Origin of the sequence: Thermococcus profundus (assembly GCF_002214585.1) — an archaeon.
Taxonomy (GTDB): domain Archaea; phylum Methanobacteriota_B; class Thermococci; order Thermococcales; family Thermococcaceae; genus Thermococcus; species Thermococcus profundus.
In genome coordinates, this window is the sequence record NZ_CP014862.1 from 509304 (window position 1) to 534912 (window position 25609).

The following is a 25609-nucleotide window of genomic DNA, read 5'->3' on the forward strand; positions in this document are numbered from 1 at the left end:
GTGATGGTATGGCGTTCCTGAAGGTCGTTCCGCTTGAGGATGCGATGAAGATAGTCAATTCCATGAAGCTGGAACCTAAAATCGAGGAAGTCCCCCTTGAAGAAGCCTTAGGACGAGTTCTCGCGGAGGACGTTGTTTCCCCCATTGATGTTCCCCCTTTTGACAGGGCCACCGTTGATGGGTACGCCGTCAAAGCTGAGGACACATTCATGGCGAGCGAGGCGGAGCCAGTTAGGCTCAAAGTGGTTGGAGAAGTCCACGCTGGTGATTTTCCCGATTTTGTCCTCGATGCGGGAACTTGCGTTTATATCTCAACGGGCGCCCCCCTTCCACAGGGAGCCGACGCCGTCATCCAGTTCGAGGACGTTGAGCGGGAGGGGGACGAGGTTGTAATCTACAAACCCGCTTATCCCACTATGGGAGTTATGAAGCGTGGTGTGGACATTCCTAAGGGCAAGCTGATCCTGCGGAGTGGAACACGCCTGGGGTTCAAGGAGACGGCGCTTCTATCTGCGATTGGGATGGCGAGGGTTAAAGTCTACAAAAAGCCCAGGGTGGCGGTTATAAGCACCGGGAGTGAAATCGTCCTCCCTGGACAAGAACTGGAGCCCGGTAGGATCTATGATATCAACGGTAGGGCCGTTTCCGATGCGATAAGGGAACTTGGCGGGGAAGCCTGCTTCCTTGGAGTCGCCAGGGACGAGGAGAAGCGCGTTGCCGAGCTCATACTTCAGGGGATTGCGGAATGTGATATGGTGCTTCTCAGTGGGGGCGCCAGCGGGGGGATGCGCGATCTGACGAGCTCGATCATCGAAAGGCTTGGTCGGGTTTACGTACACGGTATTGCCATACAGCCGGGTAAACCGACTATAATAGGGGAGATAGACGGAAAGCCCGTCATCGGCCTGCCGGGCTACCCGACCAGCTGTCTCACGAACTTCACTCTTCTCGTTGCCCCCCTCTTAAGAAAGCTTATTGGCAGGGAAACCGAGGTCAGAAAAACAAGGAAAAAGCTTGCCCACAAGGTTTTCTCCGTCAAGGGAAGGAGGCAGTTCCTTCCGGTCAGAATAGAGGGGGATACGGCGGTTCCAATACTGAAGGGCAGCGGTGCGGTTACCAGCTTTGTTGAGGCCGACGGCTTCATCGAGGTTCCCGAGAACGTTGAGATACTTGAAGCCGGGGAAGATGTGGAGGTCACGTTATTTGGTTAGAGCCCAAACTCCTCCGCCCATTTTTCGTACTTTTTAACGAGGGACTGCGTTATTGGGCTCTTTATTTTTCTCAGACCATATTTGAAGTCGTCCATTTCCAGGGGCCTTGTTGTGAGCTCCTTTCCCGCAAGTGAACCCACAAGTTTTGGGTTGGATAGCTCTGGATTCATCTCGCTTAGCATCTTCATCACGGTCATCCTGGCCAGGTTCGCAAGGTCTCTACCCGAGAACAGCCTTCTCACGGCGGTTCTTGCAACCGCCCGAAGGTCGGCCCTTACCGCAAAGCCCCTGAGGTGTATCCTCAATATGTCGACCGCCGACCTCTCATCTGGCAGGGGCACGTAAATCCTCAGCGGAAACCTGGATAGAATTGCTTCGTCAAGATCCCAGGGCCTGTTCGTGGCCGCGAGTGTTATCACCCTGTCTCTTGAGTTCCTCCTCTTGAAGCCATCTATCTCAACCAGGAACGTTGAGAGAACCCTTCTGGCGGCGTCTTCCAGGGAGGAGCGCTTCATTGCCAGGGCATCGAATTCGTCTATGAAGACTATGCTTGGACTCTTCCGACGTGCGAGTTCATAGACGGATGCCGCCAGCTTGGAGGACTCACCGAAGTACTTGCTCAGGACGTTGCTCACGCTGACGTTTATGAACGTGGCCCCAATGCTGCCCGCCACGGCACTGGCGAGGAGGCTTTTTCCCGTTCCTGGAGGTCCGAAGAGCAGTACTCCCTTCCACGGCTCGAGCTTCCCTGGAACCCTGGCCAGGTTGAGGCCTATCGCACTGGCCAGGATTCTCTTTGCATCCCACAGACCCCCTACATCATCCCAGGTCACGGTGGATCTCGATATGAGGTCGCTAATCTGAAAAGTGCCCTTCTGACGTGGTGGGGAATCCTTGAGTTCCTCAGCCCTCTTCTCCCACTGTGCCGCGAGCTCTAGATAGTAGTCGGAGAACTCCAGGTTTTCCGAGGCCATGTTCCTCAGTAGATCGGCGCACCTGATAGCGAGTAGCCTCGCCCTTGAGAAGTCCCCTCTCTCGATGGCTTCCTGGTACGCCTGCTCGTATCTGGCTATACGTGCTCCATAGGATACCTGCATCTTATTCTAGTCCTCTCCGAGTTTTATAGCGATTTTGTGTAGGTAGTTGTGTAGTTCCTACCCAATCAAAAACCTTTTTTAGGCCTCGGCCTTTCTCAATTGAGGTGAAGGAACATGCTCGACATAAAGCTCATCCGCGAAAATCCGGACGTTGTGCGGAACGACCTCATCAAGCGCGGGGAAATTGAGAAGCTCAAGTGGGTAGACGAGATTCTGGAGCTCGACGCAAAGTGGCGCGAGAACCTGAAGAAGATAAACCAGCTAAGGAAGGAGCGCAACCAGCTGGCAGTCCAGATTGGCAAGAGGAAGAAGGCAGGGGAGCCCGTGGATGATCTCCTCGCGAGGAGCAACGAGATAGTGAAACAGATCGAGGAGCTTGAGAAAGAGGTCGAAGAGCTGAGGAAGAAGATCGACTACTACCTCTGGAGGCTTCCAAACATAACCCACGAGAGCGTCCCGGTCGGAAAGGACGACACCGAGAACGTCCCGATAAGGTTCTGGGGTAAGGCTAAGGTCTGGGAAGGATTCATAGAGAGCTTTAAGGAGCAGAGCCTCGGGAAGATGGACTACGAGGTTCTCAGCTGGAGGCCCAGGCTCCACGTCGACATGCTTGAACTTCTCCGCGGTGCCGACCTCGAGAGGGCCGCCAAGGTGAGCGGTGCTCGCTTCTACTACCTCATGAACGAGCTGGTAATCCTCGATTTAGCTCTCATCCGCTTTGCCCTCGACAGGCTCATCGAGAAGGGCTTCGTCCCCGTTATACCCCCCTACATGGTGCGCCGCTTCGTTGAGGAGGGCGTCACCAGCTTCGGCGACTTCGAGGACGTCATCTACAAGGTCGAGGATGAGGACCTCTACCTCATCCCCACTGCCGAGCACCCGTTGGCTGGAATGCACGCCAACGAGATAATAGAAGGAAAAGACCTTCCGCTCCTCTACGTCGGCGTCTCCCCCTGCTTCAGGAAGGAGGCGGGAACCGCTGGAAAGGACACAAAGGGAATCTTCCGCGTCCACCAGTTCCATAAAGTAGAGCAGTTCGTCTATTCCAGGCCGGAGGAGAGCTGGGAGTGGCACGAGAAGATAATAGCCAACGCCGAGGAGATATTCCAGGCCCTTGAGATACCCTACCGCGTCGTGAACATCTGCACCGGCGACCTCGGTTACGTGGCAGCTAAGAAGTACGACATAGAGGCCTGGATGGCGGGGCAGGGCAAGTTCAGGGAAGTGGTGAGCGCGAGCAACTGTACCGAGTGGCAGGCGAGGCGCTTAAACATCCGCTACCGCGACAAGACCCACGAGAAACCCAAGTTCGTCCACACACTCAACTCCACTGCAATAGCGACTTCGAGAGCTATTGTGGCCATCCTGGAGAACCACCAGACGGAGGAGGGCGTCGTAAAGCTCCCGAAGGCCCTCTGGAAGTACACCGGCTTCAAGGAGATACTGCCGGCGAGCATGAAGGAGAGGTGCTGCCAGGATTAAACCCCTCCCCTTTCCCTTACCTTCCTCCTCACGTTCGGGTCGCGGTCGGCTATTACCTTCAGCGCCTCCTCGAAGCTCATCCAGTCTGGAACCTCCTCGTCTATGTAGATGCCGGTTCTCCCTATCGCGTCCCTTCTAGTTAAGACGTGAACCCTCTCGTTCACTATGTCGATGCTGACGCCGAGAGTTCTAGCAACTTCAGGTTCCCTTCCAACGACCTCCCTCTCGACGTGCCCCTTCTCCGTCGGGATTATCAGAATCAGCTTTTTGTTAACCCCTGGGGCGCGCCGCTTTGTCTTCACTCCCCATAGATCGACAGTTCCGCCCCAGCGGTAGAACTCCAGCTCCCTGTCGGTTGGCTCGATGAGAGGGAAGGTTACCGTTGTTTCCTCGTCTATCTCTATTACCCCCTTGATGAGGTGCCAGGGGGTTGCCATTACTATCTTCCTTCTCCCAACGAGGCCCTCAAGGGCGAGCTCAATGAGGTAACTCGGCACCCTAAACGGAATGAAGATGTCTATGTCACTGTCTCTCCTGACGTCTCCCCTAGCAACGCTGCCGTAGAGCTGGGGGTCGAACCCCTCAAGGCGCTCCATTATCGCCAGGGCCTTCTCCCTCTTCTCCCAGAGGTAGCGCCAGCGCTTTGGGGTGTAAACCACCTCGCGCTCGTCCCAGATTCTAACGACCTTCTCCCTAGGCATCGTTCTTACTCTCAGGGTGCTCCTTAAAAACGTGCCTCAGGTTTTTAAGGAAGTTGATTAAAGGATCCCCCGGTGAAAGAAATGCCGGTGATCGGAATAAACCTGACGAAGATAGAGTTTGAGAAGAGGGGCGTTCCCCCGATAGGCGGCAGGATAGAGGTCAACCTCACACCCAAAGTAAGGGACATGAGGCTGGGCGAGATAAGGGCACCAACCGGGAGGACTCACGGTGTTGAGATCCTCTTCAAGTACGAGATAACCTACAGGCCGGAGATAGCGGAGGGCCTCATTGAGGGTGCCGTTATGTACCTCCCCGCGAAAAAGGAAGACATCGACAGGATCCTCGACACTTGGGACTCCGAGAGGAAGGTTCCCCCAGAGGTCTTCGCCGAGGTTATAAACTTCATCACAGCCGAGATAAGCCCCATGCTCTTCGTCGTGGCCAAGGAGATGAGGCTTCCCTATCATATACCCCTGCCGAGGGTTGAGATAAAGCCCCCGGGGTGATAGTTTGACGGTAGTAATTCCAATGCGCGATGGATTGGACGAGAGGAGGCTTAGAGTAGCCGCGAGGTTCATACGCGAGGGGGAACTCGTCGCGTTTCCCACTGAGACCGTCTACGGTCTAGGTGGGGATGCGCTCAACAGGGATGCCGTCCTGAAGATATTCAAAGCCAAAGGGAGGCCCGCTGATAATCCCCTAATCGTCCACATAGCGGATTTTGAGATGCTCTACGAGCTGGCGCGGGAGGTTCCAAAGGAAGCGGAGCTTTTGGCTAAGCGCTTCTGGCCCGGCCCATTAACCCTAGTGCTTCCAAAGGCCGAGAAAGTGCCAAAGGAAACAACTGGGGGATTAGACAGCGTTGCCGTTAGGATGCCATCTCACGAGATAGCACTCGCCCTCATAAGAGAAAGCGGAAGGCCCATAGCGGCCCCGTCGGCCAACATAAGCGGAAAGCCAAGCCCAACCCTCGCTGAACACGTGATTGACGACTTCTACGGCAGGATAGCTTGCATAGTCGACGGCGGCGAGACCCCTATAGGGGTGGAAAGCACGGTTATAGATCTGACAAGTTGGCCTCCGGTTCTCCTGAGGCCTGGAGGTCTTCCCCTTGAGGAGATAGAGAAGGCCGTTGGGGAGATCGAGATCCACCCGGCGGTGAGGGGAAAGGAGGTTGACCTAGCTAAGGCCCCGGGGATGAAGTACAGACACTACTCTCCCAGCGCGGACGTCATAGTCGTGGAGGGAAAGAAGGAGAGAGTTCACGAGAAGATACGCGAGCTCGTTTCATCTTTCAGGAACGAGGGGAAGCGCGTTGGTGTCATGGCAACTGGGGGCTTCTACGAGGCCGACGAGTTCTTCGACCTCGGCGGGAGCGAGGAAGAAGTGGCGAGAAACCTCTTCAAGGCATTGAGGGAGCTTGACAAGCGGGGCGTTGATATCATAATCGCTGAGGGCATTGAGGAGAGGGGTTTAGGCCTCGCGGTGATGAACCGCCTCAGAAAAGCGGCCGGATACAGGATTCTGAGGGTTTAAGCACTCGACCCCTTCAGTTCCCAACTTTTTCAGCGTGGATAAGCTTAAATAGATAGACCAGTTAAGTGGGTTGATGGGTAGTCCCCATTAAATCAAGAGGTGAGAAAGTTGGCGCTGATTCCTGAGATGGCCTCCCCCGAGGATCTCGAGCACATGGGCTTTGAAAAGCTCGAAGGCGGCGAAATAAAGGAAGGCCTTAAGCTCATTCTCCGGGCCGCTAAGAAGTATGAAGATGAGAAGAAGCTTGAAGACGCGGCCAGACTGTACTACTACTTCGGCTACTTCTTCCTGAACAGGCTGGGAAAGCCGGAAATGGCGAGGAAGCCCCTCCTTAAAAGCGCCTCTCTCTATATCAAGCTCATCGAGGCGGAGCTTGACAGGTTCGAGGTCGACATGGTGAGGCTCAACGAGTTCTGCTCCAAAACCCTCTCGGTGTTCGCCACTGTCGGCGACGAGAGGAACCTCAAAAAATACGCGAAGTACTTTGCGGAGATATATGAGGATCTCGGAAAGGCTTACATGGACAACGATGAAGTTGAGAACGCTATCAGGGCCTATGAGGATGCCTTCCGGTACTACAAGGCCCTGGGGGATCCAGATTCCACAAAACGCATTGCCGATTCGCTCATAACCGCCTACGGGAGGCTGACCGAGGAGAAGGTGGCCGCCAACGACAGTGCGGGAGCTGCCGAGGCCTTTTACAGGCTCTCCTTCTATCTGCTGGAGATATTCGGCTACGACACCCACTACGTCGAGATAATGGACACCGCCGCCAGGAACTACGAGAAGGCCAGTAAGGTCTCCTACTCCCAGGGGGATCTTGACGGAACTACCACCCACCTCCTCAACGCCCAGTACGCTTACATGCTTGCCGGAAACAGCAGCAGGGCCAAGCTCATAGGCATAAACAACATCAGGATGGCGTACCAGGTGGTCGGCTCATACCAGAGGGCGGGTGACGATAGAAACACCGCCAGAAAGCTTCTGGAGCTTGCCCAAGCGCTCCTGGCTGTTGGTAAATACAAGGAGGCGTTCAAGGCCTATCACGAGGCAGTGCGCCTTGACAGCCGCATAGACAACAGAATAATTATGAGGGCGGCGCTTTTGAAGATATACGGTGCCGAAAAGAGGAGCGCGGGAATACTGTCAGCAGTTGGCGACGTGGAGTACTACCTCGAAAGGGGCAACCGGGAGAGGGCCATTGAGCTTGCCGATGGAACCCTGCGTGCTGTCCCAGAGCTTGAGTCTCTAATCAAGATGCTCCACGAGGCGGAAGGGATAAGCGTGGAAGAGTGATCACCCTTCGAAGGCCTCACTAAAGAGCGCCTCTGCCAGTCCCCTCAGGGATGTTCCCCTTCTTTTGGCTATCCTCTCCAGAGCTTTCTGAGCACCGCTGCCGTACTGTGCGGCCTTTTTCTCTCTGCTTGCTATCTCAGCTGGCAGTCCGAGCTTGAGGGCCAGCTTTCTGAGGATGGCCTTTCTAACTCCCCCGCTTATTTTGAGCTCCAGGGGGATGTTGAGGGCGGTCCACACCACCGGCATCGACAGGAACGGGTACCTCCCCTCAACTCCGTTGAGCATCGCTATCTTGTCGTCCCTGGCCAGGTTCCTCTCTGAGAGGTTGATGATATCCTCCTCCATCAATTCGGGCCTTTCGAGGTACTTTGCGTAGCCCCCAAAGAGCTCGTCCGCCCCCTGTCCGCTCAGGAGAACCTTCACACCATCTTTCCCTGCCAGCCTCGTCGCGAAGTACAGTGGGATGCCTATAGCGAGGTTCATGGGGTTGGGCTCCTCTATGGTGAAGGCTATCCTGGGAAGCTCCTCCTCCACCTCGTCCTCCGTGAACACGTACTCCCTCAGCTCAAGACCGAGGAGTTCGCTGGCTTTCCTCGCCCATTCGAGATCCTGGCTTCCCTCCATCCCGGCTGTGTAGAGGATGACGTCTGAATACTTGGAGGCCAGTAGCGCCACGATGGAGCTGTCAAGACCGCCGGAGAAGAGCACACCCGTCTTTTTTCCACACCTGATCCTCACCGAATACTCCAGGGAGCTCTTGAGGGCCTTTAGGGCGTGATCATGGCTGAGGGTCTTCCCTCTCAGCTCCAGGACGTCGAAGAGCTTTTTCCTCTCTATTCCATTCTCCGAGATCGTCACCAGTTCCCCCGGGCTAACGGGAATGGCCTCTTCCCCTACCGCCCACAGGACCTTCTTCTCGCTGGCAAAGAAACCGTTGGGGGAGTAATAGAGGGGCCTTATCCCTATGGGGTCACGGAACAGGTGTATCCTCTCCCCGTCGGAGATCCCGACCGCGTAGTCTCCCTCGAGCATTCTCATTGCCCTAGCCGCGGCCCCCTCGATTGAGAGTCCCTCTCCGAGCATGTTCTCTAGAAGGCGGAGTATAACTTCGCTGTCAACGTCGCTCTCAAACTCCACTCCTTTCCCCTCAAGGAACGTCCTGAGTTGGGAGTGATTGTATATCTCGCCGTTGTGCACCAGAACGAGGTCGTTGAAGAAGGGCTGGGTGTAGCTCTTTGAGCCCGTCATGCCGAGCCTGCACTGGAAGAGTCCGATATCTCCATCGGGGATTCCATCGAGGTCGCTGAAGTCCATGCTCTTCAGGAACCCCTCGTTGGTCCACACACCGAAGCTGTCCGGCCCCCTGTGCTTTCCCGAAAGGATCATCGTGATGAACTTCTCCCTCAAGCCCTTTCCTATTCCCCCGCCTACAAGACACACGGCTCTCACCCCAGGGCGTTGGTTGGGCCGTTAGAAAAGCCTTCCCCATTCTCACTTGAAAATGTAGCCAGAGGCGTGAGGAAGAAATGAACGGAAATCCATCAGGTCAGGTCTCCGCATGTACAGTAGTGCTCGTAGGTTAGGGTTTCCAGTTCTTCAAAGCCCCTACCATCCACGGCGGACGCGTAGACTACCCTGACGGGGGGCGCAATTTCGGGGAAAAACGAGCACATCTTGTAAGCCATGAGGCCGCTCATGCTCGGGTCGAATTTGAGCCTCGCGGTGAGGTACTCAACGTCCTCAAGGTACCTCCTGTGCATGTTCAGCTCTTCATCTTTCAGTGTATCGATCTTGTTCAGCACCGGAACCGTGGTGGCCCCTAATCTGAGGTCTATCATGAGGGCGAAGAACCGCACGAAGCAGTAGTCGTGGGGCCTTCTGAGTATCTCCGGGCTGAAGAGATAAGCCACCAGGGGCTCGCTGAGGGACTCCATAAGCCTAACACCGAATTCATGGAAGAGAAAGCTCTCCATCTGCCCGGGGGTGTCTATAAGGGTGTAGTCCCGTTCGTTAGTCAGGGAAATGATGCGGGAAGCTATCCCTGGAACGTGGCTTAACAGCCGGTCGTAGCTCTCCACTATGGCCCCGTTGGGTCCGTAGCCCTCTTCCATTATCTCCTCCACCGTCACGATATCCCTCACGTCCAGGTCGGGCCTGTATGGGAGCCTTCTGACACCTGTGTCGAGGTTAACGTAGGCGACGGAGCTTCCCTCTTTCTCAAGGTACTTTCCAAATGAACCTGCCAGCGTGGTCTTCCCGCTTCCTGCCGTGCCGAGAAAGGCCAGTATCATGGCCCCTCCCTCAGTACATAACCCTGGCTTTGAATCCTGCTATCCTCACGACTTCTTCGGCGAGACTCATGAAGGCCTGGGCTCCCTCCGAATCGGGGGCGTATTCAACCACTGGAACGCCTTCCAGGGTCGCCTCCCTGACCTTTGGATCCTCGGGGACGATCGCCAGGAGGGGGACCTCCATGACTTCTTCCGCCGCTTCCGGCGGAATGTCGTTCTCACTCCTTCCGTACCTGTTTAGCACGAACCCGAGGACAGCTAGCCCGGCCTTTTTGAGCACGATGCCCACCTTCATCGTGTCGGTTATGCATGAGATCTCGGGGTTCGTTATCAGGATAACCTCTTCACCGCTGAGCATCGCGTTCATAGCGTCCATCTGGAGACCCGCGGGGCAGTCTATAAGCACGAAATCGTAGTATCCCTTGAAGGGCTTTATCACTCCGGGCAGCTTCCTTGGGTCCGCCCTCTTCACGTGCTCCCAGTCTATAGCCGCCGGGATGAGGTCTACGTTCTCAAAACTAGTCTGATAAACGGCGTCCCCAATCTCCGCGCTCCCGGCTAGAACGTCGTGAATCGTGGTTTCAGCATCGTCTATTCCCATAACTAGGCTTAGATTGGCCATGGTTAGATCCGCATCGATGGCCAGGACCCTCCTACCGAGCTTTCCAAGGGCTATCGCCAGATTTGCCGTCGTCGTGGTCTTTCCCGTGCCCCCCTTCCCCGAGGCGATGGAGATCAAATGTCCCATGGTTCCACCCGTAGGGTTTTCATCTCAACCTTTATCTTCTTTTCTCTCGAACTCACCGGCTCGCTTTGGATGCTAAACCTTATGAACCGTTTGGTCAAGTGGAAGCGGGTGAGAGAACATGAGGGTTTTCGTTCCAGATACGAGCGTGATAGTTGACGGCAGGCTGACCCAGTTCCTCTCAACCCTCGGCGAGAAGGTCAAGGTCGTCGTTCCTGAGGCTGTTGTGGCTGAGATAGAGCATCAGGCCAACGAGGGAAAGGCCATCGGCCACGTCGGCCTGGAGGAGCTTAAAAAGCTCCGCGAAATGGCGGAGGAGGGCGTGATCCTCCTTGAGTTCTACGGGGACAGGCCGGAGCTTTGGCAGATAAGGAGGGCCAAGGCCGGCGAAGTAGACCACATGATCCGCGAGGTCGCGAGGGAGCTGAGTGCGACGCTTATAACCGGCGACAGGGTTCAGAGGGACGTTGCAATAGCGAAGGGCATCGATGTGATCTATCTGACGGCAAGGAAAGACGTCAGGCACCGCCTTGAGGACTTCTTTGATGACACTACGATGAGCGTCCACCTCAAGGCCGGCCTTCCTCCTATGGCCAAGAAGGGAAGACCAGGTGAGTGGCGGCTCGTCAGGATCAGCGAGGGGGCGCTCTCCGACGATGAGCTTGAGGAGATAGCCGACGACATAGTTGAGAGGGCCAAACGCGACCCCCAGAGCTTCATAGAGATGGACGAACCGGGGGCGACCGTGGTTCAGCTCAGGAACTACCGCATCGTCATAGCGAAGCCGCCCTTCGCGGACAGGATCGAGATCACCGCCGTTAGACCCGTGGCCAAGCTGAGCATAGAGGACTACGGGCTGAGCGAGAGACTCATGGAGCGCCTCAAGGACAAGGCTGAGGGAATCCTCATCGCAGGTGCCCCCGGCGAGGGAAAGACGACCTTCGCACAGGCTTTGGCTGAGTGGTACGCGGGAATGGGCAAGATAGTCAAGACCATGGAGAAGCCCAGGGATCTCCAGGTAAGCGAGGAGATAACGCAGTACACCGCTTTGAACGGAAGGATGGAGCTGACTGGTGATATACTCCTCCTGGTGAGGCCCGACTACACGATATTCGATGAGATGCGGAAGACCAGCGACTTCAAGATATACTCGGACCTCAGGCTGGCTGGAGTTGGAATGGTTGGAGTGGTTCACGCGACTAAACCGATAGACGCGGTGCAGAGGTTCATAGGCAGGGTCGAGCTTGGGATGATTCCGCAGATAGTCGATACGGTGATCTTCATCAAAGCCGGAAGAGTGGCTAAGGTTCTAACCCTTGAGTACCTCGTCAAGGTTCCGAGCGGGATGAGGGAGGAGGATCTAGCGAGGCCCGTCATAGAGGTTCGCGACTTCGAGACCGGCGAACTCGAGTACGAGATCTACACCTACGGTGAGGAGGTAAGCGTCGTCCCGGTGAAGAAGGAGGAGAAGGCCCCTGCTCTCAGGCTCGCTGAGAAGAGGCTCAAGCAGGAGATCAAGAAGTTTTTACCGGACGTCAACACCGAGGTGGAGATAGTCAGCCCCCATAAGGCCGTCATATACGCCGACGAGTTCGACATCCCAGCCATAATCGGCAAGAAGGGGAAGCGCATTACTGAGCTGGAGAAGAGGATAGGGATAAGCATTGATGTCAAGAGCTTCGCAGAGCGCGAAGCTGCTAAGCCGAAGGAGAGGGTCCCGGTTGAGGTCGAGGAAAAGAAGAAGACGATAGTCCTCCGCGTTTCGCCGGACTATGCAAAGAAGCCGCTCAAATTCTACGGCGGCGAGCAGTACGTCTTCACCGCGACGCCGAGCAAGAAGGGCCTCGTCAAGGTGGGCAAGAGCACGCCGATAGGCAAAGAGCTCAAGAGGCTCTTGGAGGCGGGAATAGAGATCTGGGCCTCAACCTGAATCCTCTCTTAATTTTGTCGTTTCTGCTTTTCCTCGTTCTTCCGTCCGCCCCGGCAGGTTTTTTAACCCTTTCCATTAGTGGGTAACATGCTGGTTCTGGCCTCTGGGAGTCCAAGGAGGAGGGAGATCCTCGGGAGGTTCGTGGGGGAGTTCGAGGTAGTCCCAAGTGCAGCGGAGGAGAGCTGTTCCATAACGGATCCAGTGGAGCACGCGAAGGAGCTGGCCAGGCGGAAGGCGCGGGAGGTCCACCGCCGCCTCGGGAAAAACGCGACGGTCATAGGGGCAGATACAGTGGTCAGCATCGACGGGAGGATCCTGGGGAAGCCCGGGGATGAAGAGGAGGCATTCGGAATGCTCAAGACGCTGAGCGGGAGAGTTCACAGGGTCACCACCGGCTACTGCATCATCCACCGCGGTGAGGAGCACTGCGGGGCGGTCGTCACAGAGGTCAAGTTCAGGGAGCTGGACGAGGGCATCATCAGGGCTTACATAGAAACCGGCGAGCCGATGGACAAGGCGGGAGCGTACGGGATACAGGGGCTCGGGGGCCTCTTCGTCGAGTGGGTTCGGGGTGACTACTACAACGTCGTCGGCTTTCCGATGGAGATAATCTGGAAGCTCAGAGAGCTGGGTTTTAGAGTCTTATCAAAATGAGGGAGCCTTGATCCTAAATATCTCCTTCTATTTTGCTTTTTCTGGCAGTCATGGGATTTTTGTGGATCCGGGACTCTTTAGTAACTTGTTGTTATTATCAAACAGGTGGTTACAGATATCTGGTGATCTTGTGACGAAATTTTTTCGAAATTTTGAGAGGGGATTTGTACTGGTTTTTTGATACCCCTCCCACTGCAAATCGAGGATTTTGGCATAAAAGGGCATGAAAAGGGACTAATTTGTATTTGGACCCTTAACACCGTCCGGGAAGTCTCATGTTCAAGAGAGTGCATGATTCTGGGGAGGTGATTAGAATGGATTATCCAATGTGAAGTCCCTTTAGAGTCCTTGAATTGGGAGCTTCTGGGGGCTCTTTGAAGTACCCTTTGCGGAAAAGCTTATAAGATTGGAGCGCTCTCATCAGTTTAGGGGGCAAAAGAAGGAAAAATCCGCCCTGTTGCAATAAGACTCTAGGAGAATTGAAACTACGGAACATGGAGGACATTCAAATCTTCATAAAGAGGTTGCAATAAGACTCTAGGAGAATTGAAACCTGTAAAAGGGCCTGAGCAAAAATCAAGGCCCCATAAGTTGCAATAAGACTCTAGGAGAATTGAAACCCTGGTGGCCTGCAATGGAAGAAGCTACGCGATGGTTTGTTGCAATAAGACTCTAGGAGAATTGAAACTTGGAAGCGTTCCACTACCTCTATTCCCGGCCATTGCCATGTTGCAATAAGTTGCAATAAGACTCTAGGAGAATTGAAACTCCTCAAGGGCCTCAAGAACGTCCTCCGAGGCTTCCCTTATCTTCTCAAGTTGCAATAAGACTCTAGGAGAATTGAAACTGAACGCCTTCGCATAGGGGTTGATCGGTGTGATTCCCGTTGCAATAAGACTCTAGGAGAATTGAAACATGATGACAAGAGTAACAAGAGCAAGCAAACCCACGTTGCAATAAGACTCTAGGAGAATTGAAACCAAATAAACGACAACTACGCCCTCATTGAGCTCCAGGTTGCAATAAGACTCTAGGAGAATTGAAACTGATTAGTGACATTGGGAGTTTGTAGAGGTACTGTGTGTTGCAATAAGACTCTAGGAGAATTGAAACAATTGGGGGAAGCTCCGGGCTCCGTTGGTGTTCGTTTGTTGCAATAAGACTCTAGGAGAATTGAAACCCGCCGCTCTAAGAACTACTTCGCGCGCCTGGTCGGGTTGCAATAAGACTCTAGGAGAATTGAAAGCAAGCTCAAGGCGCACGGTTATTCTCTCAAGGTCAAGTTTCAATAAGACTCTAGGAGAATTGAAAGAAGCTTAACTAAATGTCCCTGGTCCAACATCTCAATAAGTTGCAATAAGACTCTAGGAGAATTGAAACTATAAAGGAAGAAGGCATTGAGGGTGAGTTTGCCGCCCTTCTTCTTGGGGGGTTTCATTTAAAGAAGATCCCCGAAAAGCAGATCCTCTTTCCTCCCCCCTGCCTTGAGGAAGATCTTCTCGCTCCAGCCGACGTCTCCGACTCTTCGAGGTGTGTGGGCGTCGCTGGCGAAGGTCAGCTTTATGCCCCTCCTCACGCACTCCTTAACGAACTCCAGATCCGGGACTCTATAGCGCGAGCTTATCTCAAAGGCCTTTCCGTTGGCCTCCGCCAGCTCGAGTATTTCCTTAAGCTCCTCGTTGCTGGGAAAGCCAATGTGCGGAAAGTTTGCCCCGAAGTGGCCGATTACGTCAACGTTCTCGTCCATCAGGGCCGCCTTGACGAGTTCTACGTATTCCCCCGGCTCATCGAGCCACTCGTGGACGCTGGCTATCACGTAGTCTAGCTTCTCCACCATCCAGTCCGGTACGTCAGTTCCGCCGGGGACGATGTTTCCCTCCACTCCGGCCAGAACCGTGATACCGCTCTCTTCGCCCCACCTCTTCACTTCACGAACGTAGCGATTGAAGCTCCTCGGCCCGAGGTAGTGGCTGTGGTCAGTTATCCCAAGCAGACTGAAGCCCTTCTCCTCGGCTGAGGCTATATTGTCCGCTATTCCTCCAACTCCGTCCGAGTAGACCGTGTGGGTGTGGGTGTCGTGGGGAAAGGCAAGCATCATCATCGCCCCCCTAAAGTTCCAGGCGCTTAAGCCTTTTTTGGTGGTGGACAAAATATCCAATGTAAAGCGCTGACTTTAACTTTGACAAACCTTTAAATATGCCTGCGCCCAAGATAGTGCGGTGGTGAAAATGGTCGAGCGCTCGAAAGTCCGCGTTGTCATTGCTAAGCCGGGTCTGGATGGCCACGACCGCGGCGCCAAGGTCGTTGCGAGGGCCCTCAAGGACGCAGGCTATGAGGTCATCTACACGGGAATAAGACAGACCCCGGAGCAGATCGTTGAGACCGTGATTCAGGAGGACGCCCCGGTTCTCGGCATCAGCATCCTCTCTGGTGCCCACATGGTTCTCATTCCCAAGATACTCAAGCTCCTTGAGGAGAGGGGCCTGAAGGTGAACGAGGACGTCGTGGTCTTCGCCGGGGGAATAATCCCGCCCGACGACGCAGAAGAGCTCAAGAAGATGGGCGTTGCGGAGGTCTTCGGACCGGGAACGCCGCTGAGCAAGACGATAGAGTTCGTTGATAAGGCGGTCGAGAACCTCAAGAGGTTCAAGGCTTAACTTTATATCCCCTTTGGATAATTTCTCCAGTGATGGCAATGCTAGAGGAACTGGTCCGCAACGCTATAGCAGGGGATAAAAAGGCCGTGGCAAGGCTGATTACGCTGGTCGAAAACGACGAGGAGAAGGCGCGGGAGATAATCAAGCTCGTGCATCCCCACACGGGAAAAGCCTACGTCGTCGGCATAACCGGCCCGCCTGGGGCCGGGAAGTCAACGCTTCTTGACAAGCTCATAAAGCTGGCTAGAGAGGAGGGACACAGGGTTGGCGTCATAGCCGTCGACCCGACTTCTCCCTTCACCGGCGGTGCCCTCCTCGGCGACAGGCTCAGAATGCAGAGGCACTCCACCGATCCGGGGGTTTTCATAAGGAGCATGGCCACCAGGGGCTCCCTCGGCGGTCTGGCGAAGGCCACCAACGACGCTATAAAGGTTCTCGACGCCTCCGGCTACGACGTCATATTCGTTGAAACGGTCGGCGTCGGCCAGACTGAGGTTGACATCGTCAGGACGGCCGATACGGTTGTTCTCGTGCTCGTTCCGGGTTACGGCGACGAGGTTCAGGCACTAAAAGCCGGCCTCATGGAGATAGCGGACATCTTCGCCATAAACAAGGCCGACCGGGAAGGTACGGAGATGCTTCACCTGGAGATTCGGATGGCCGTTGAGTTCGAGCGCGACCGCTGGAGGCAGCTCGGATGGGAGCCGCCGATAGTGGAAACCACTGCGTTTACCCTAAGGGGCGTCAGGCCCCTCTGGGAAGCGATTAAGAAGCACAGGGACTTCATGATCTCCAGCGGGAAGCTGAACGAGAGGAGAAGGCTTAGGGCCGTTGAGGAGGTCAAGGCGATAGTGGCCGACTCCGTTGTTTCCCGCGTTGAGGATAGGCTCCGCTCCCCTGAAGCAGAGGAGCTTATTGAGAAGGTTCTGTCTGGGAGGATAGACCCCTACTCTGCCGCGGACATCGTTATGGAAAGGGTTTTTGACGGGAGGTGATGGCATGTTCAAGAAGATAGACCACGTTGGTATAGCCGTTAAGAACCTTGAGGAGGCCATAAAGGTCTGGGAGGGCCTCGGCCTCAAGGTTGACGAGATAGAGGAAGTCCCCGACCAGAAGGTCAGAACCGCGATAATCCACGTCGGGGAGAGCAGGATAGAGCTCCTCGAGCCCACTTCTGAGGATTCACCGATAGCCAAGTTCATAGCCAAGCGCGGCGAAGGCATACACCACATAGCCCTCGGCGTAGACGACATCGAAGGACATCTTGAAAAGCTGAAGGAAGCAGGCTACCGCCTCATCGATGAGAAGCCGCGCATAGGGGCCGGCGGTGCAAAGATAGCGTTTGTTCACCCCAAAGCCGTGACGGGTGTTCTTCTGGAGCTCTGCCAGAGGGACTGACTTTCTCTTTTTTAACGTCGCTGAGGTTCAGCGTCCCCGCCCCAGTTTGATATGGGAACATTGTTGGTTAGATTGTGGATTCTGGAGGTTTAATTCTTTCTCATGTTACTTTAAGGATGGATGTTATATTTTGACGTACTTCAATGTAACATTATTCCGAAAAATTTATATACAATGAACCCTTCCTTTCCGTGAACCGGGTGTTACCTTATGGTTCAGGTGTTTAAGGTAAGTAATGTGAGGGGTGCCACTGGGGAGGGGGAAGTGGGCTCATCTTTCATATATCCCAATCAGTTAGTTGGGTTTCTTGAGTCCAGGCTCTCCCAGGGAGTCCCCGTTTTCCTCATAACCCGTGATTACCCGTTGCTTCTTCAGAGGTTTTGGGATGAGGGTTCCCTCTTGAAAGCCGTTTGGATCACGACCATTGAGCATCCTCATGCTGTACATCCTCGGGATCTCCATAAAATCGAGGCCGCTGTAATAAGGGATACTTCAATCAGAAAGTCCGACGTTGTTCTGGACGGGTTCGAGTACTTGATGCTTGAGAACGGTCTGATACCGGCTTTGAAGTTCGTTTCCAAGGTGAGGGATATAACTTTAGTAAACGGCACTCGATTCTACGTGGTTCTGAGTGATGCTCTGACTGAGAGGGAGAGGGCACTCCTGAAGAGGAGCATGGGCATTCTTTGATTGGGGGAGAACGGTTGGTGGTTGGGGGGGTTTTAGAAACGTGGAATGGTGCGGTGGCCGGGATTTGAACCCGGGTTACCGGCTTGGGAGGCCGGTGTCCTAGACCAGGCTAGACTACCACCGCGCGGGTTTTAGTATTCCGGCGGTATTTAAAAAGTTTACCCCGGAATGCCTCCCCAGTCTGGCTACCCTGATGAACAGTAATGTCCCTCAAGGGATCCTAAAGGACAAAAATCGCTTCTTAAACTTTTCGTAAGCCCTATAAACCTCTTACCTCAGTTTATCCACGAAAAGCTTATATAGGTGAACCCAAACCGGGGGGTAGTGGCAATCATTCTGAAAAACTGTAAGGGGGCATTTCTCGGTGGCGGCGAAGAAAGAGTTTAACGTGTTTATGCACGAGCTGGTTCCGGAGCACAGGATACTCAGCGAGGAGGAGAAGGAGGAGCTCCTCAGGAAGCACCGCATAAAACTGTCCCAGCTTCCTCAGATAAAGGCTTCTGATCCAGCCGTCGTTCAGCTTGAGGCAAAACCCGGGGACGTTATTGAGATAAAGCGCAAGAGCCCGACGGCCGGCGTATATTACTACTACCGTCTTGTTGTGGAGGACTGATTTTGAGGTGAGATCATGAGCGCGAGAGGTCCTACCGTTGTTGATGTTACTCCCGACGATCTCTGGCTCGTTATGGAATCCTACTGGAAGGAGAAGGGGCTCGTAAGGCAGCACCTCGACTCATACAACGCCTTCATCGACCAGGGCCTTCAGGAGGTCATAAACGAGTTCGGCGGGGTTAAACCTGACATACCGAACTTTGAGGTTAAGTTCGGCAAGATCCGCCTCGGCGAACCCATCTTCCAGGAGGCGCAGGGTCAGAGGAAGCCCCTCTACCCGATGGACGCTAGGATAAGGAATTTGACTTACTCCGCTCCGCTCTTCCTTGAGCTTATACCGGTCATCAACGGCATAGACCAAGAACCCGTTGAAGTCCGCGTTGGGGAGCTCCCTCTGATGCTGAAATCGAAAGCCTGCAGGCTCTACGGCCTGAGCGACGAGGAGCTGATAGAGCTCGGTGAGGATCCGAAGGATCCTGGTGGATACTTCATCATAAACGGCTCCGAGAGGGTTATCGTCTCTATCGAGGATCTTGCCCCGAACAAGACCTTGGTTGAGAGGGACGAGAGGCAGAACAAGGTCGTTGCCAAGGTCTTCTCCTACAGACACGGTTACAGGGCCCTTGTGACTGTGGAGAGGAAGAAGGATGGAATACTCTATGTCAACATACCGAACGTTCCCAAACCCGTCAAGTTCGTCTACGTCATGCGCGCCCTCGGGCTCCTCAGCGATAAGGAGATAGTCGAGGCCGTTAGCCACGACCCGAGGATCCAGCAGGTTCTCTTCGACAACCTCGACGATGCGAGCGACATAAGAACCCAGGAGGAGGCCCTCGACTACATAGGAAAGCTCTCCCTCCCTGGCCAGCCGAAGGAGTACAGGCTCAGGAGGGCCGAGCACATCATAGACAACAACCTCCTGCCCCACATGGGCGTCGAGCCTGAGAGGAGGAGGGCGAAGGCATACTACCTTGGCATGATGGCCCTTAAGGTTCTCGAACTTTCACTCGGCCTCCGCGGTGAGGACGATAAAGACCACTACGCCAACAAGAGGTTGAAACTGGCTGGAGACCTCCTCAAGGATCTCTTCCGCGTCGCCTTCGGCCAGCTCGTCAAGGACATGCAGTACCAGATGACCAAGACCTACCAGAGGAAGGGCGAGAAGTACACCTTCGAGAACATCCAGAGGTTTGTTAGGAACTCCGTCAGGCCCGACGTCCTGAGCGAGAGGATAGAGCACGCCTTGGCAACGGGTTCCTGGCCGGGAGGAAGAACCGGTGTGAGCCAGCTCCTCGACAGGACCAACTACATGTCAACCCTCTCACACCTCAGGCGCGTTACTTCTCCGCTCAGCAGGGATCAGCCCCACTTCGAGGCCCGTGATCTTCACGGAACCCACTGGGGAAGGATCTGCCCGACCGAGACTCCAGAAGGTCCGAACTGTGGTCTCGTCAAGAACCTTGCCCTCATGTCCCAGATAACCACGGGAATCCCCGAGGAGGAGGCCAGGAACTACCTCCTTGATCTCGGTGTCGTCCCTGTTGAGGAGAGGAGGCCAGCCCCTGGCCTCTACCGTGTCTACCTCAACGGCGTTCTCATTGGAACCATTGAGGATGGGGAGGCCCTTGTTGAGAGGATAAGGGCCGACAGGCGGAGCGGAAAGATAAGCGACGTTGTTAACGTGGCAATTTACGAGGAAGAGGACGTTAAAGAGGTTTACGTCAACAGCGACGACGGAAGGGTCAGGAGACCGCTCATCATAGTAGAGAACGGGAAGCCGAAGCTCACTCGGGAGCACGTTGAAGGCATAAAGAACGGCACCCTCACCTGGAGCGATCTCGTGAAGATGGGCGTCATCGAGTACCTCGATGCTGAGGAAGAGGAGAACGCCTACGTTGCCACCTGGCCGTGGGAAGTAACCGAGGAACACACCCACCTCGAGCTCATGCCCGCTGCAATCCTCGGTATCCCTGCTTCCCTCGTTCCCTATCCGGAGCACAACGCCGCCCCGCGTAACACCTACGGTGCGGGTATGGCCAAGCAGAGCCTCGGTCTCGGCTGGGCCAACTTCAGGATTAGGGTTGACACCCGCGGTCACCTCATGCACTACCCGCAGGTCCCGCTCGTTAACTCCAGGATAATGAAGGCGGTAGGTTTCGAGGAGAGGCCAGCAGGTCAGAACTTCGTGGTCGCGGTCCTCAGCTACGGCGGCTACAATATGGAAGATGCGGTTATTATGAACAAGGCCTCCATCGAGAGGGGTCTCGCCCGCTCAACCTTCTTCAGAACCTACGAGGCCGAGGAGAAGAGGTACCTGGGCGGCCAGACGGATCGCTTTGAGAAGCCCGATCCGACCATTAAGGGCTACCTGGGCGACAGGTACTACCGCAACCTCGACGAAGATGGTATAATCTTCCCGGAGTCAAAGGTTGAAGGAAAGGACGTTCTCGTTGGGAGAACTTCTCCGCCCAGGTTCCTTGAGGAGCAGAGCGGCCTCGGTGGAATCGCCCTCCAGGAGAGGAGGGAAACCAGCGTTGCGGTGAGGCCCAGCGAGAGGGGCATCGTTGACAAGGTCATCATAACCGAGACCGGCGACGGAACCAAGCTCGTGAAGGTCACAGTTAGGGACCTCCGCATTCCAGAATTTGGTGACAAGTTCGCTTCAAGGCACGGTCAGAAGGGTGTTATCGGACTCATTGTCCCACAGGAGGACATGCCTTGGACCGAGAGTGGAATCGTGCCAGACCTCATCGTCAACCCGCACGGTATTCCGAGCCGTATGACCGTCGGACAGCTCATAGAGGCCATCGGTGGAAAGGTCGCCGCGTTGAAGGGAAGAAGGGTCGACGGTACCGCGTTCATCGGTGAGCCGGAGGAGAAGCTCAGGAAGGAGCTTGAGGAGCTTGGCTTCAAGCACAGCGGAAGGGAAGTGATGTACGACGGAATCACTGGAAGGCGCCTCGAGGCCGACATATTCGTCGGCGTCATCTACTACCAGAGGCTCCACCACATGGTAGCGGACAAGATGCACGCGCGCTCACGCGGTCCGGTTCAGGTGCTCACCAAGCAGCCCACCGAGGGAAGGGCCCGCGAAGGAGGTCTCAGGTTCGGTGAGATGGAGAGGGATGTGCTCATCGGCCACGGTGCCGCGATGCTTCTCATCGAGCGTCTCCTTGAGGAGAGCGACAAGACTGAGGTATGGGTCTGCGAGAACTGTGGACACCTCGCACTTGAGGACAAGCGCAGAGGAAAGGTCTACTGTCCGGTGTGCGGTGAGGAAGAGAGGATCAGCAAGGTCGAGATGAGCTACGCGTTCAAGCTGTTGCTCGACGAGCTGAAGGCGATGGTGATAAGGCCGTCCCTCAAGTTGAAGGATAGGGTGTGAGAGCCATGCAGTCGATGAAGAAGGTTATCGGTAGTATCGAGTTCGGAATCCTCTCACCTCAGGAAATCAGGAAGATGAGCGCGGCCGAGATAACCGTTCCAGATACCTACGACGATGACGGTTACCCAATCGAGGGCGGGCTGATGGACAAGAGGCTCGGTGTCATCGACCCGGGTCTTCGCTGTGAGACCTGCGGTGCCAGGGCCGGGGAGTGTCCCGGCCACTTCGGTCACATCGAGCTCGCCAGACCTGTTATCCACGTCGGCTTTGCGAAGACCATCCACCGCGTTATGGAGAGCACCTGCCGCGAGTGCGGAAGGATAAAGCTCACCGATGAGGAGATAGAGGAGTACATGCACAAGTTCGAGGTTGTGGGAGACAGGAAGAAGGCCAAGGACAGGCTCATCAAGGAGATCCACAAGAAGGCCAAGGAGAGAATGATATGCCCGCACTGTGGAGCACCTCAGTTCCCGCTCAAGTTCGAGAGGCCCACCGTTTACTATGAGCTCAGAAAGGACGAGGAGGGGAACGAGTACAAGCACAGGATGATGCCGAGCGAGATAAGGGACAGGCTTGAGAGGATCCCCGATAAGGACCTTCCACTCCTCGGCCTTCACCCTGAAAAGTCCAGGCCCGAGTGGATGATCCTCACGGTCCTTCCAGTCCCACCCGTTACCATGAGGCCTTCCATCACCCTCGAAAGCGGCATCCGCGCCGAGGACGACCTCACCCACAAGCTCGTTGACATAATCCGTATCAACAACCGTCTCAAATCCAACATCGAGGCCGGTGCACCACAGCTCATCATCGAAGACCTCTGGGATCTCCTTCAGTACCATGTGACTACCTACATCAACAACGAGACCTCGGGGGTTCCTCCGGCGAAGCACAAGAGCGGAAGGCCCCTTAAGACCCTCGCCCAGCGTCTCAAGGGTAAGGAAGGCAGGTTTAGAGGGAACCTCAGCGGTAAGCGTGTCAACTTCTCGGCAAGAACCGTCATAAGCCCCGACCCGATGATAAGCATCAACGAGGTCGGCGTTCCGCTCGCGGTCGCGATGGAGCTCACCGTTCCAGAGAAGGTCACCGAGTTCAACTACGAGAAGCTAAGGCAGAGGGTTCTCAACGGGCCTGAGAAGTACCCAGGGGCCAACTACGTCATCGATCCCGAGGGGAGAAGGATCCGCCTCATGGAGACCAACCTCGAGATGATAGCGGAGAAGCTCGATATAGGCTGGACCGTCGAGAGGCACCTTGAGGATGGGGATATCGTCCTCTTCAACCGTCAGCCTTCCCTTCACAGGATGTCCATCATGGCCCACCGCGTTCGCGTTATGCCCTACAGGACCTTCCGCCTCAACCTGCCTGTCTGTCCGCCGTACAACGCGGACTTCGATGGAGATGAGATGAACCTTCACGTGCCCCAGACCGAGGAGGCGCAGGCTGAGGCTAAGATCCTTATGGAAGTCCAGAACCACATCATCTCCCCGAGGTACGGTGGCCCGCTCATAGCCGGAATCCAGGATCACATCTCCGGCGGCTACCTGCTAACAAGGGAGGGGGCGTACTTCACGAGGATGGAAGTTGAGGTGATGCTGACCTTCGCGGGAGTTGACGTTGATGAACTCCCAGCCCCTGACAAGTTCGAGAACGGCGAGCCCCTCTGGAGCGGCAAGACCGTTTTCTCGCTCCTCCTTCCGGAGGACCTTACGATATGGTACCGCAACAAGCTCTGCGACGAGCCGGAGCGCTGTGAGGCCATCGAGAAGCTCATAGAGGAGAAGCTTGTTCCGGATCCGGAGGAAGTCAGAAAGATAGCCTACGACGGCTTCGTATACATCCAGAACGGAAAGCTCCTCAGCGGTGCCATTGACAAGAAGGCCTACGGAAGGGAGGACGGAAAGCTTCTCGACCTCATAGTCAGGGAGTACGGTGTCGACAGGGCCAGGCAGTTCCTTGACCAGGTCACGAAGCTGACCATCTGGGTGATAACCCACAAGGGCTTCACGACCGCCATAGACGATGAGGATCTCCCGAGCGAGGCCCTCGACAGGATACACGAGATAATACGCGAGGCTGAGGAGAGGGTCAACAGGCTCATCGAGGCCTACAAGAACGGGGAGCTTGAGCCCCTCCCGGGTAAGACCCTTGAGGAGACCCTTGAGAGCAAGATCATGGCAGTTCTGGCTGAGGCGCGTGACAACGCCGGTAAGGTCGCCGAGCGCTACCTCGGTATGACCAACCATGCGGTCATCATGGCCAAGACTGGAGCGAGAGGTAAGATACTCAACATCACCCAGATGGCCGCGATGCTCGGTCAGCAGTCAATCCGCGGGAAGCGCCTCTACCGCGGCTACCGCGGAAGGGTTCTCACCCACTTCAAGCCGGGTGATTTGGGGGCCAAGGCGAGGGGTTTCGTTACGAACTCCTACAAGAGCGGTCTGACGCCGCAGGAGTACTTCTTCCATGCGATGGGTGGTAGGGAAGGTCTCGTCGATACCGCCGTTAGAACTGCCCAGAGCGGTTACATGCAGAGAAGATTAATCAACGCCCTTCAGGATCTCAAAGTAGACTACGACGGAACAGTCAGGGATCCAACGGGAATAATCGTCCAGTTCAAGTACGGTGAGGACGGCATCGATCCGATGAAGAGCTGGGGCGGCAAAACGCTCGACGTCGACAGGGTGATCATCAGGAACCTCGTGAAGATGCGCGGTGGAGGGAGGAGGTGATTGAGAATGGTCGCCGCTAAGACTATCAGGGATATGGTCTGGAAGTCGGAGCTCCCCGACAACATCAAGGAAGACCTCTACAACAAGCTCGTCGAATACAACAAGAAGTACAAGCTTAAGAAGGCGGAGGTCCAGGCCATCATCGAGGACGCCGTGAGGGAGTACGAGAGATCCCTTGTTGAACCAGGTGAACCGATAGGAACCGTCGCCGCTCAGTCCATAGGTGAGCCCTCAACTCAGATGACCCTCAACACCTTCCACTACGCTGGTGTCGCCGAGATCAACGTCACCCTCGGTCTCCCGAGAATCATCGAGATAGTTGACGCCAGGAAGAACCCGTCGACACCGGTCATGACCGTTTTCCTCGATGAGGAACACCGCCACGATCTTGAGAAGGCCCGTGAAGTCGCCAGGAGGATCGAGGGTACCACTATAGAGAACCTGGCCAGGGAGACCAGCATCGACATCCTTAACTTTGAGTTCATAGTCGATATCGATCCGGAGAGACTTGAGAAGGCCGGCCTTGACATGGACAGGATCCTCAAAAAGCTCTCGGGTTCATTCAAGAGCGCTGAGTTCGAGGCCGATGGCTATTCCCTCATAGTTCGGCCCAAGAAGCCCGGGAAGCTCTCCGACCTCAGGAAGCTTGCCGAAAAGGTTAAAAAGCACCGCCTTAAAGGCCTCTCTGGCGTCGGTAAGACCATCATCAGGAAGGAAGGCGACGAGTACGTGATCTACACCGAGGGCTCTAACTTCAAGCAGGTGCTCAAGGTCCCGGGCGTTGATCCTACCAGAACGAGAACCAACAACATATGGGAGATCGCGGAAGTGCTTGGCATTGAAGCTGCCAGAAACGCCATTATAGAGGAAATCGTCAACACGATGCGCGAGCAGGGTCTTGAAGTTGACATCAGGCACATAATGCTCGTCGCCGACATGATGACCCTGGATGGGGTCATAAGGCCGATAGGAAGGCACGGTATTGTTGGCGAGAAATCGAGCGTCCTCGCGAGGGCGGCTTTCGAGATCACCACGCAGCACCTCTTTGAGGCTGCCGAGAGGGGTGAAGACGATCCCCTCACCGGTGTGGTCGAGAACGTCCTCATAGGACAGCCGGTTCCCGTGGGAACCGGGATGGTCAGGCTGACAATGAGCCTTCCCCTGAGACCGAAAAGGGAGTAGGGAGGTGTAGTT

At 55.3% G+C, this 25609-nt stretch carries 21 protein-coding genes, 1 tRNA gene and 1 CRISPR repeat array; of the genes, 15 read left to right on the plus strand and 7 right to left on the minus strand.

All coding sequences use genetic code 11. The annotated features are described in order from the left end of the window. Window positions 1–8: 8 nt before the first annotated feature. The gene (locus tag A3L09_RS02875) at window positions 9–1211 is read left to right on the plus strand and encodes a molybdenum cofactor synthesis domain-containing protein (RefSeq protein ID WP_088857538.1); all 1203 of its coding nucleotides are present in this window, start codon (window positions 9–11) and stop codon (window positions 1209–1211) included. On the opposite strand, the gene A3L09_RS02880 is transcribed toward A3L09_RS02875, so the two are convergent. Continuing rightward, on the minus strand, window positions 1208–2308 hold the full coding sequence (locus tag A3L09_RS02880; RefSeq protein WP_088857539.1) for an ATP-binding protein: 1101 nt from the start codon (window positions 2306–2308) through the stop codon (window positions 1208–1210). The genes A3L09_RS02875 and A3L09_RS02880 overlap by 4 nt on opposite strands. 114 nt (window positions 2309–2422) lie before the next feature. On the opposite strand from A3L09_RS02880, the gene serS reads away from it, so the two are divergent. Further along, the gene (serS, locus tag A3L09_RS02885; protein ID WP_088857540.1) at window positions 2423–3790 is read left to right on the plus strand and encodes a serine--tRNA ligase; all 1368 of its coding nucleotides are present in this window, start codon (window positions 2423–2425) and stop codon (window positions 3788–3790) included. On the opposite strand, the gene A3L09_RS02890 is transcribed toward serS, so the two are convergent. Beyond that, entirely contained in the window at window positions 3787–4491 is a 705-nt protein-coding gene (locus A3L09_RS02890; RefSeq protein WP_088857541.1) for a nucleotidyltransferase domain-containing protein, read from the minus strand. The two genes, serS and A3L09_RS02890, sit on opposite strands and share 4 nt — an antisense overlap. 81 nt (window positions 4492–4572) lie before the next feature. Between A3L09_RS02890 and A3L09_RS02895 the strand changes: the two genes are divergently transcribed. The 3 genes from A3L09_RS02895 (at window position 4573) to A3L09_RS02905 (ending at window position 7324) form a co-directional block, all read left to right on the plus strand. Further along, window positions 4573–4998 (plus strand): hypothetical protein, encoded by a 426-nt coding sequence (locus tag A3L09_RS02895; RefSeq protein ID WP_088857542.1) that lies wholly within the window; start codon window positions 4573–4575, stop codon window positions 4996–4998. Window positions 4999–5002: 4 nt separating this feature from the next. Beyond that, window positions 5003–6028, plus strand: coding sequence for an L-threonylcarbamoyladenylate synthase (locus A3L09_RS02900; RefSeq protein WP_088857543.1), 1026 nt, complete (start codon window positions 5003–5005; stop codon window positions 6026–6028). A 99-nt stretch (window positions 6029–6127) separates the two neighbouring features. Continuing rightward, the gene (locus A3L09_RS02905; protein WP_232473564.1) at window positions 6128–7324 is read left to right on the plus strand and encodes a hypothetical protein; all 1197 of its coding nucleotides are present in this window, start codon (window positions 6128–6130) and stop codon (window positions 7322–7324) included. On the opposite strand, the gene asnB is transcribed toward A3L09_RS02905, so the two are convergent. From asnB to minD, 3 genes are all read right to left on the minus strand, one after another. Next, on the minus strand, window positions 7325–8764 hold the full coding sequence (asnB, locus tag A3L09_RS02910; RefSeq protein WP_088857545.1) for an asparagine synthase (glutamine-hydrolyzing): 1440 nt from the start codon (window positions 8762–8764) through the stop codon (window positions 7325–7327). A gap of 101 nt (window positions 8765–8865) precedes the next feature. Next, on the minus strand, window positions 8866–9615 hold the full coding sequence (locus tag A3L09_RS02915; protein WP_088857546.1) for an ATP/GTP-binding protein: 750 nt from the start codon (window positions 9613–9615) through the stop codon (window positions 8866–8868). Window positions 9616–9625: 10 nt separating this feature from the next. Further along, the gene (gene minD / locus A3L09_RS02920) at window positions 9626–10363 is read right to left on the minus strand and encodes a cell division ATPase MinD (RefSeq protein ID WP_088857547.1); all 738 of its coding nucleotides are present in this window, start codon (window positions 10361–10363) and stop codon (window positions 9626–9628) included. 118 nt (window positions 10364–10481) lie between these two features. On the opposite strand from minD, the gene A3L09_RS02925 reads away from it, so the two are divergent. Both A3L09_RS02925 and A3L09_RS02930 read left to right on the plus strand, forming a co-directional pair. Beyond that, entirely contained in the window at window positions 10482–12290 is a 1809-nt protein-coding gene (locus tag A3L09_RS02925; RefSeq protein WP_088857548.1) for a PINc/VapC family ATPase, read from the plus strand. A gap of 87 nt (window positions 12291–12377) precedes the next feature. Next, entirely contained in the window at window positions 12378–12944 is a 567-nt protein-coding gene (locus A3L09_RS02930; protein ID WP_088857549.1) for a Maf-like protein, read from the plus strand. A gap of 456 nt (window positions 12945–13400) precedes the next feature. After that, window positions 13401–14324: a CRISPR direct-repeat array (repeat unit 30 nt; unit sequence GTTGCAATAAGACTCTAGGAGAATTGAAAC). Between the two features lie 58 nt (window positions 14325–14382). Here the strand turns inward: A3L09_RS02930 and A3L09_RS02935 are convergent. Then, a complete protein-coding gene (locus tag A3L09_RS02935) occupies window positions 14383–15039 on the minus strand; it encodes a PHP domain-containing protein (protein WP_088858964.1) in 657 nt (218 codons plus the stop codon). Window positions 15040–15172: 133 nt separating this feature from the next. Here A3L09_RS02935 and A3L09_RS02940 point away from each other — a divergent pair, with 133 nt between their 5' ends. From A3L09_RS02940 to A3L09_RS02955, 4 genes are all read left to right on the plus strand, one after another. Then, entirely contained in the window at window positions 15173–15601 is a 429-nt protein-coding gene (locus A3L09_RS02940; RefSeq protein ID WP_088857550.1) for a cobalamin B12-binding domain-containing protein, read from the plus strand. A gap of 38 nt (window positions 15602–15639) precedes the next feature. Continuing rightward, complete coding sequence (gene meaB, locus A3L09_RS02945; protein WP_088857551.1) at window positions 15640–16596, plus strand: methylmalonyl Co-A mutase-associated GTPase MeaB; 957 nt, start codon at window positions 15640–15642, stop codon at window positions 16594–16596. Window positions 16597–16600: 4 nt separating this feature from the next. Next, the gene (gene mce / locus A3L09_RS02950) at window positions 16601–16999 is read left to right on the plus strand and encodes a methylmalonyl-CoA epimerase (protein ID WP_088857552.1); all 399 of its coding nucleotides are present in this window, start codon (window positions 16601–16603) and stop codon (window positions 16997–16999) included. 210 nt (window positions 17000–17209) lie between these two features. Beyond that, window positions 17210–17689, plus strand: coding sequence for a DUF835 domain-containing protein (locus tag A3L09_RS02955; RefSeq protein ID WP_088857553.1), 480 nt, complete (start codon window positions 17210–17212; stop codon window positions 17687–17689). Window positions 17690–17735: 46 nt separating this feature from the next. On the opposite strand, the gene A3L09_RS02960 is transcribed toward A3L09_RS02955, so the two are convergent. Beyond that, a tRNA-Gly gene (locus A3L09_RS02960) sits at window positions 17736–17813 on the minus strand. 240 nt (window positions 17814–18053) lie between these two features. On the opposite strand from A3L09_RS02960, the gene A3L09_RS02965 reads away from it, so the two are divergent. Genes A3L09_RS02965 through rpoA2 form a run of 4 tightly spaced genes read left to right on the plus strand, consistent with a single transcriptional unit; the run spans window position 18054 to window position 25597 of the window. Beyond that, window positions 18054–18302: a DNA-directed RNA polymerase subunit H gene (locus A3L09_RS02965; RefSeq protein ID WP_088857554.1), complete on the plus strand. Its 249-nt coding sequence runs from the start codon at window positions 18054–18056 to the stop codon at window positions 18300–18302. A 15-nt stretch (window positions 18303–18317) separates the two neighbouring features. Continuing rightward, window positions 18318–21686, plus strand: coding sequence for a DNA-directed RNA polymerase subunit B (locus A3L09_RS02970; protein ID WP_088857555.1), 3369 nt, complete (start codon window positions 18318–18320; stop codon window positions 21684–21686). 5 nt (window positions 21687–21691) lie between these two features. Then, window positions 21692–24415, plus strand: coding sequence for a DNA-directed RNA polymerase subunit A' (locus A3L09_RS02975; protein ID WP_088857556.1), 2724 nt, complete (start codon window positions 21692–21694; stop codon window positions 24413–24415). Window positions 24416–24421: 6 nt separating this feature from the next. Continuing rightward, window positions 24422–25597, plus strand: coding sequence for a DNA-directed RNA polymerase subunit A'' (gene rpoA2, locus A3L09_RS02980; RefSeq protein ID WP_088857557.1), 1176 nt, complete (start codon window positions 24422–24424; stop codon window positions 25595–25597). Window positions 25598–25609: the final 12 nt, after the last annotated feature.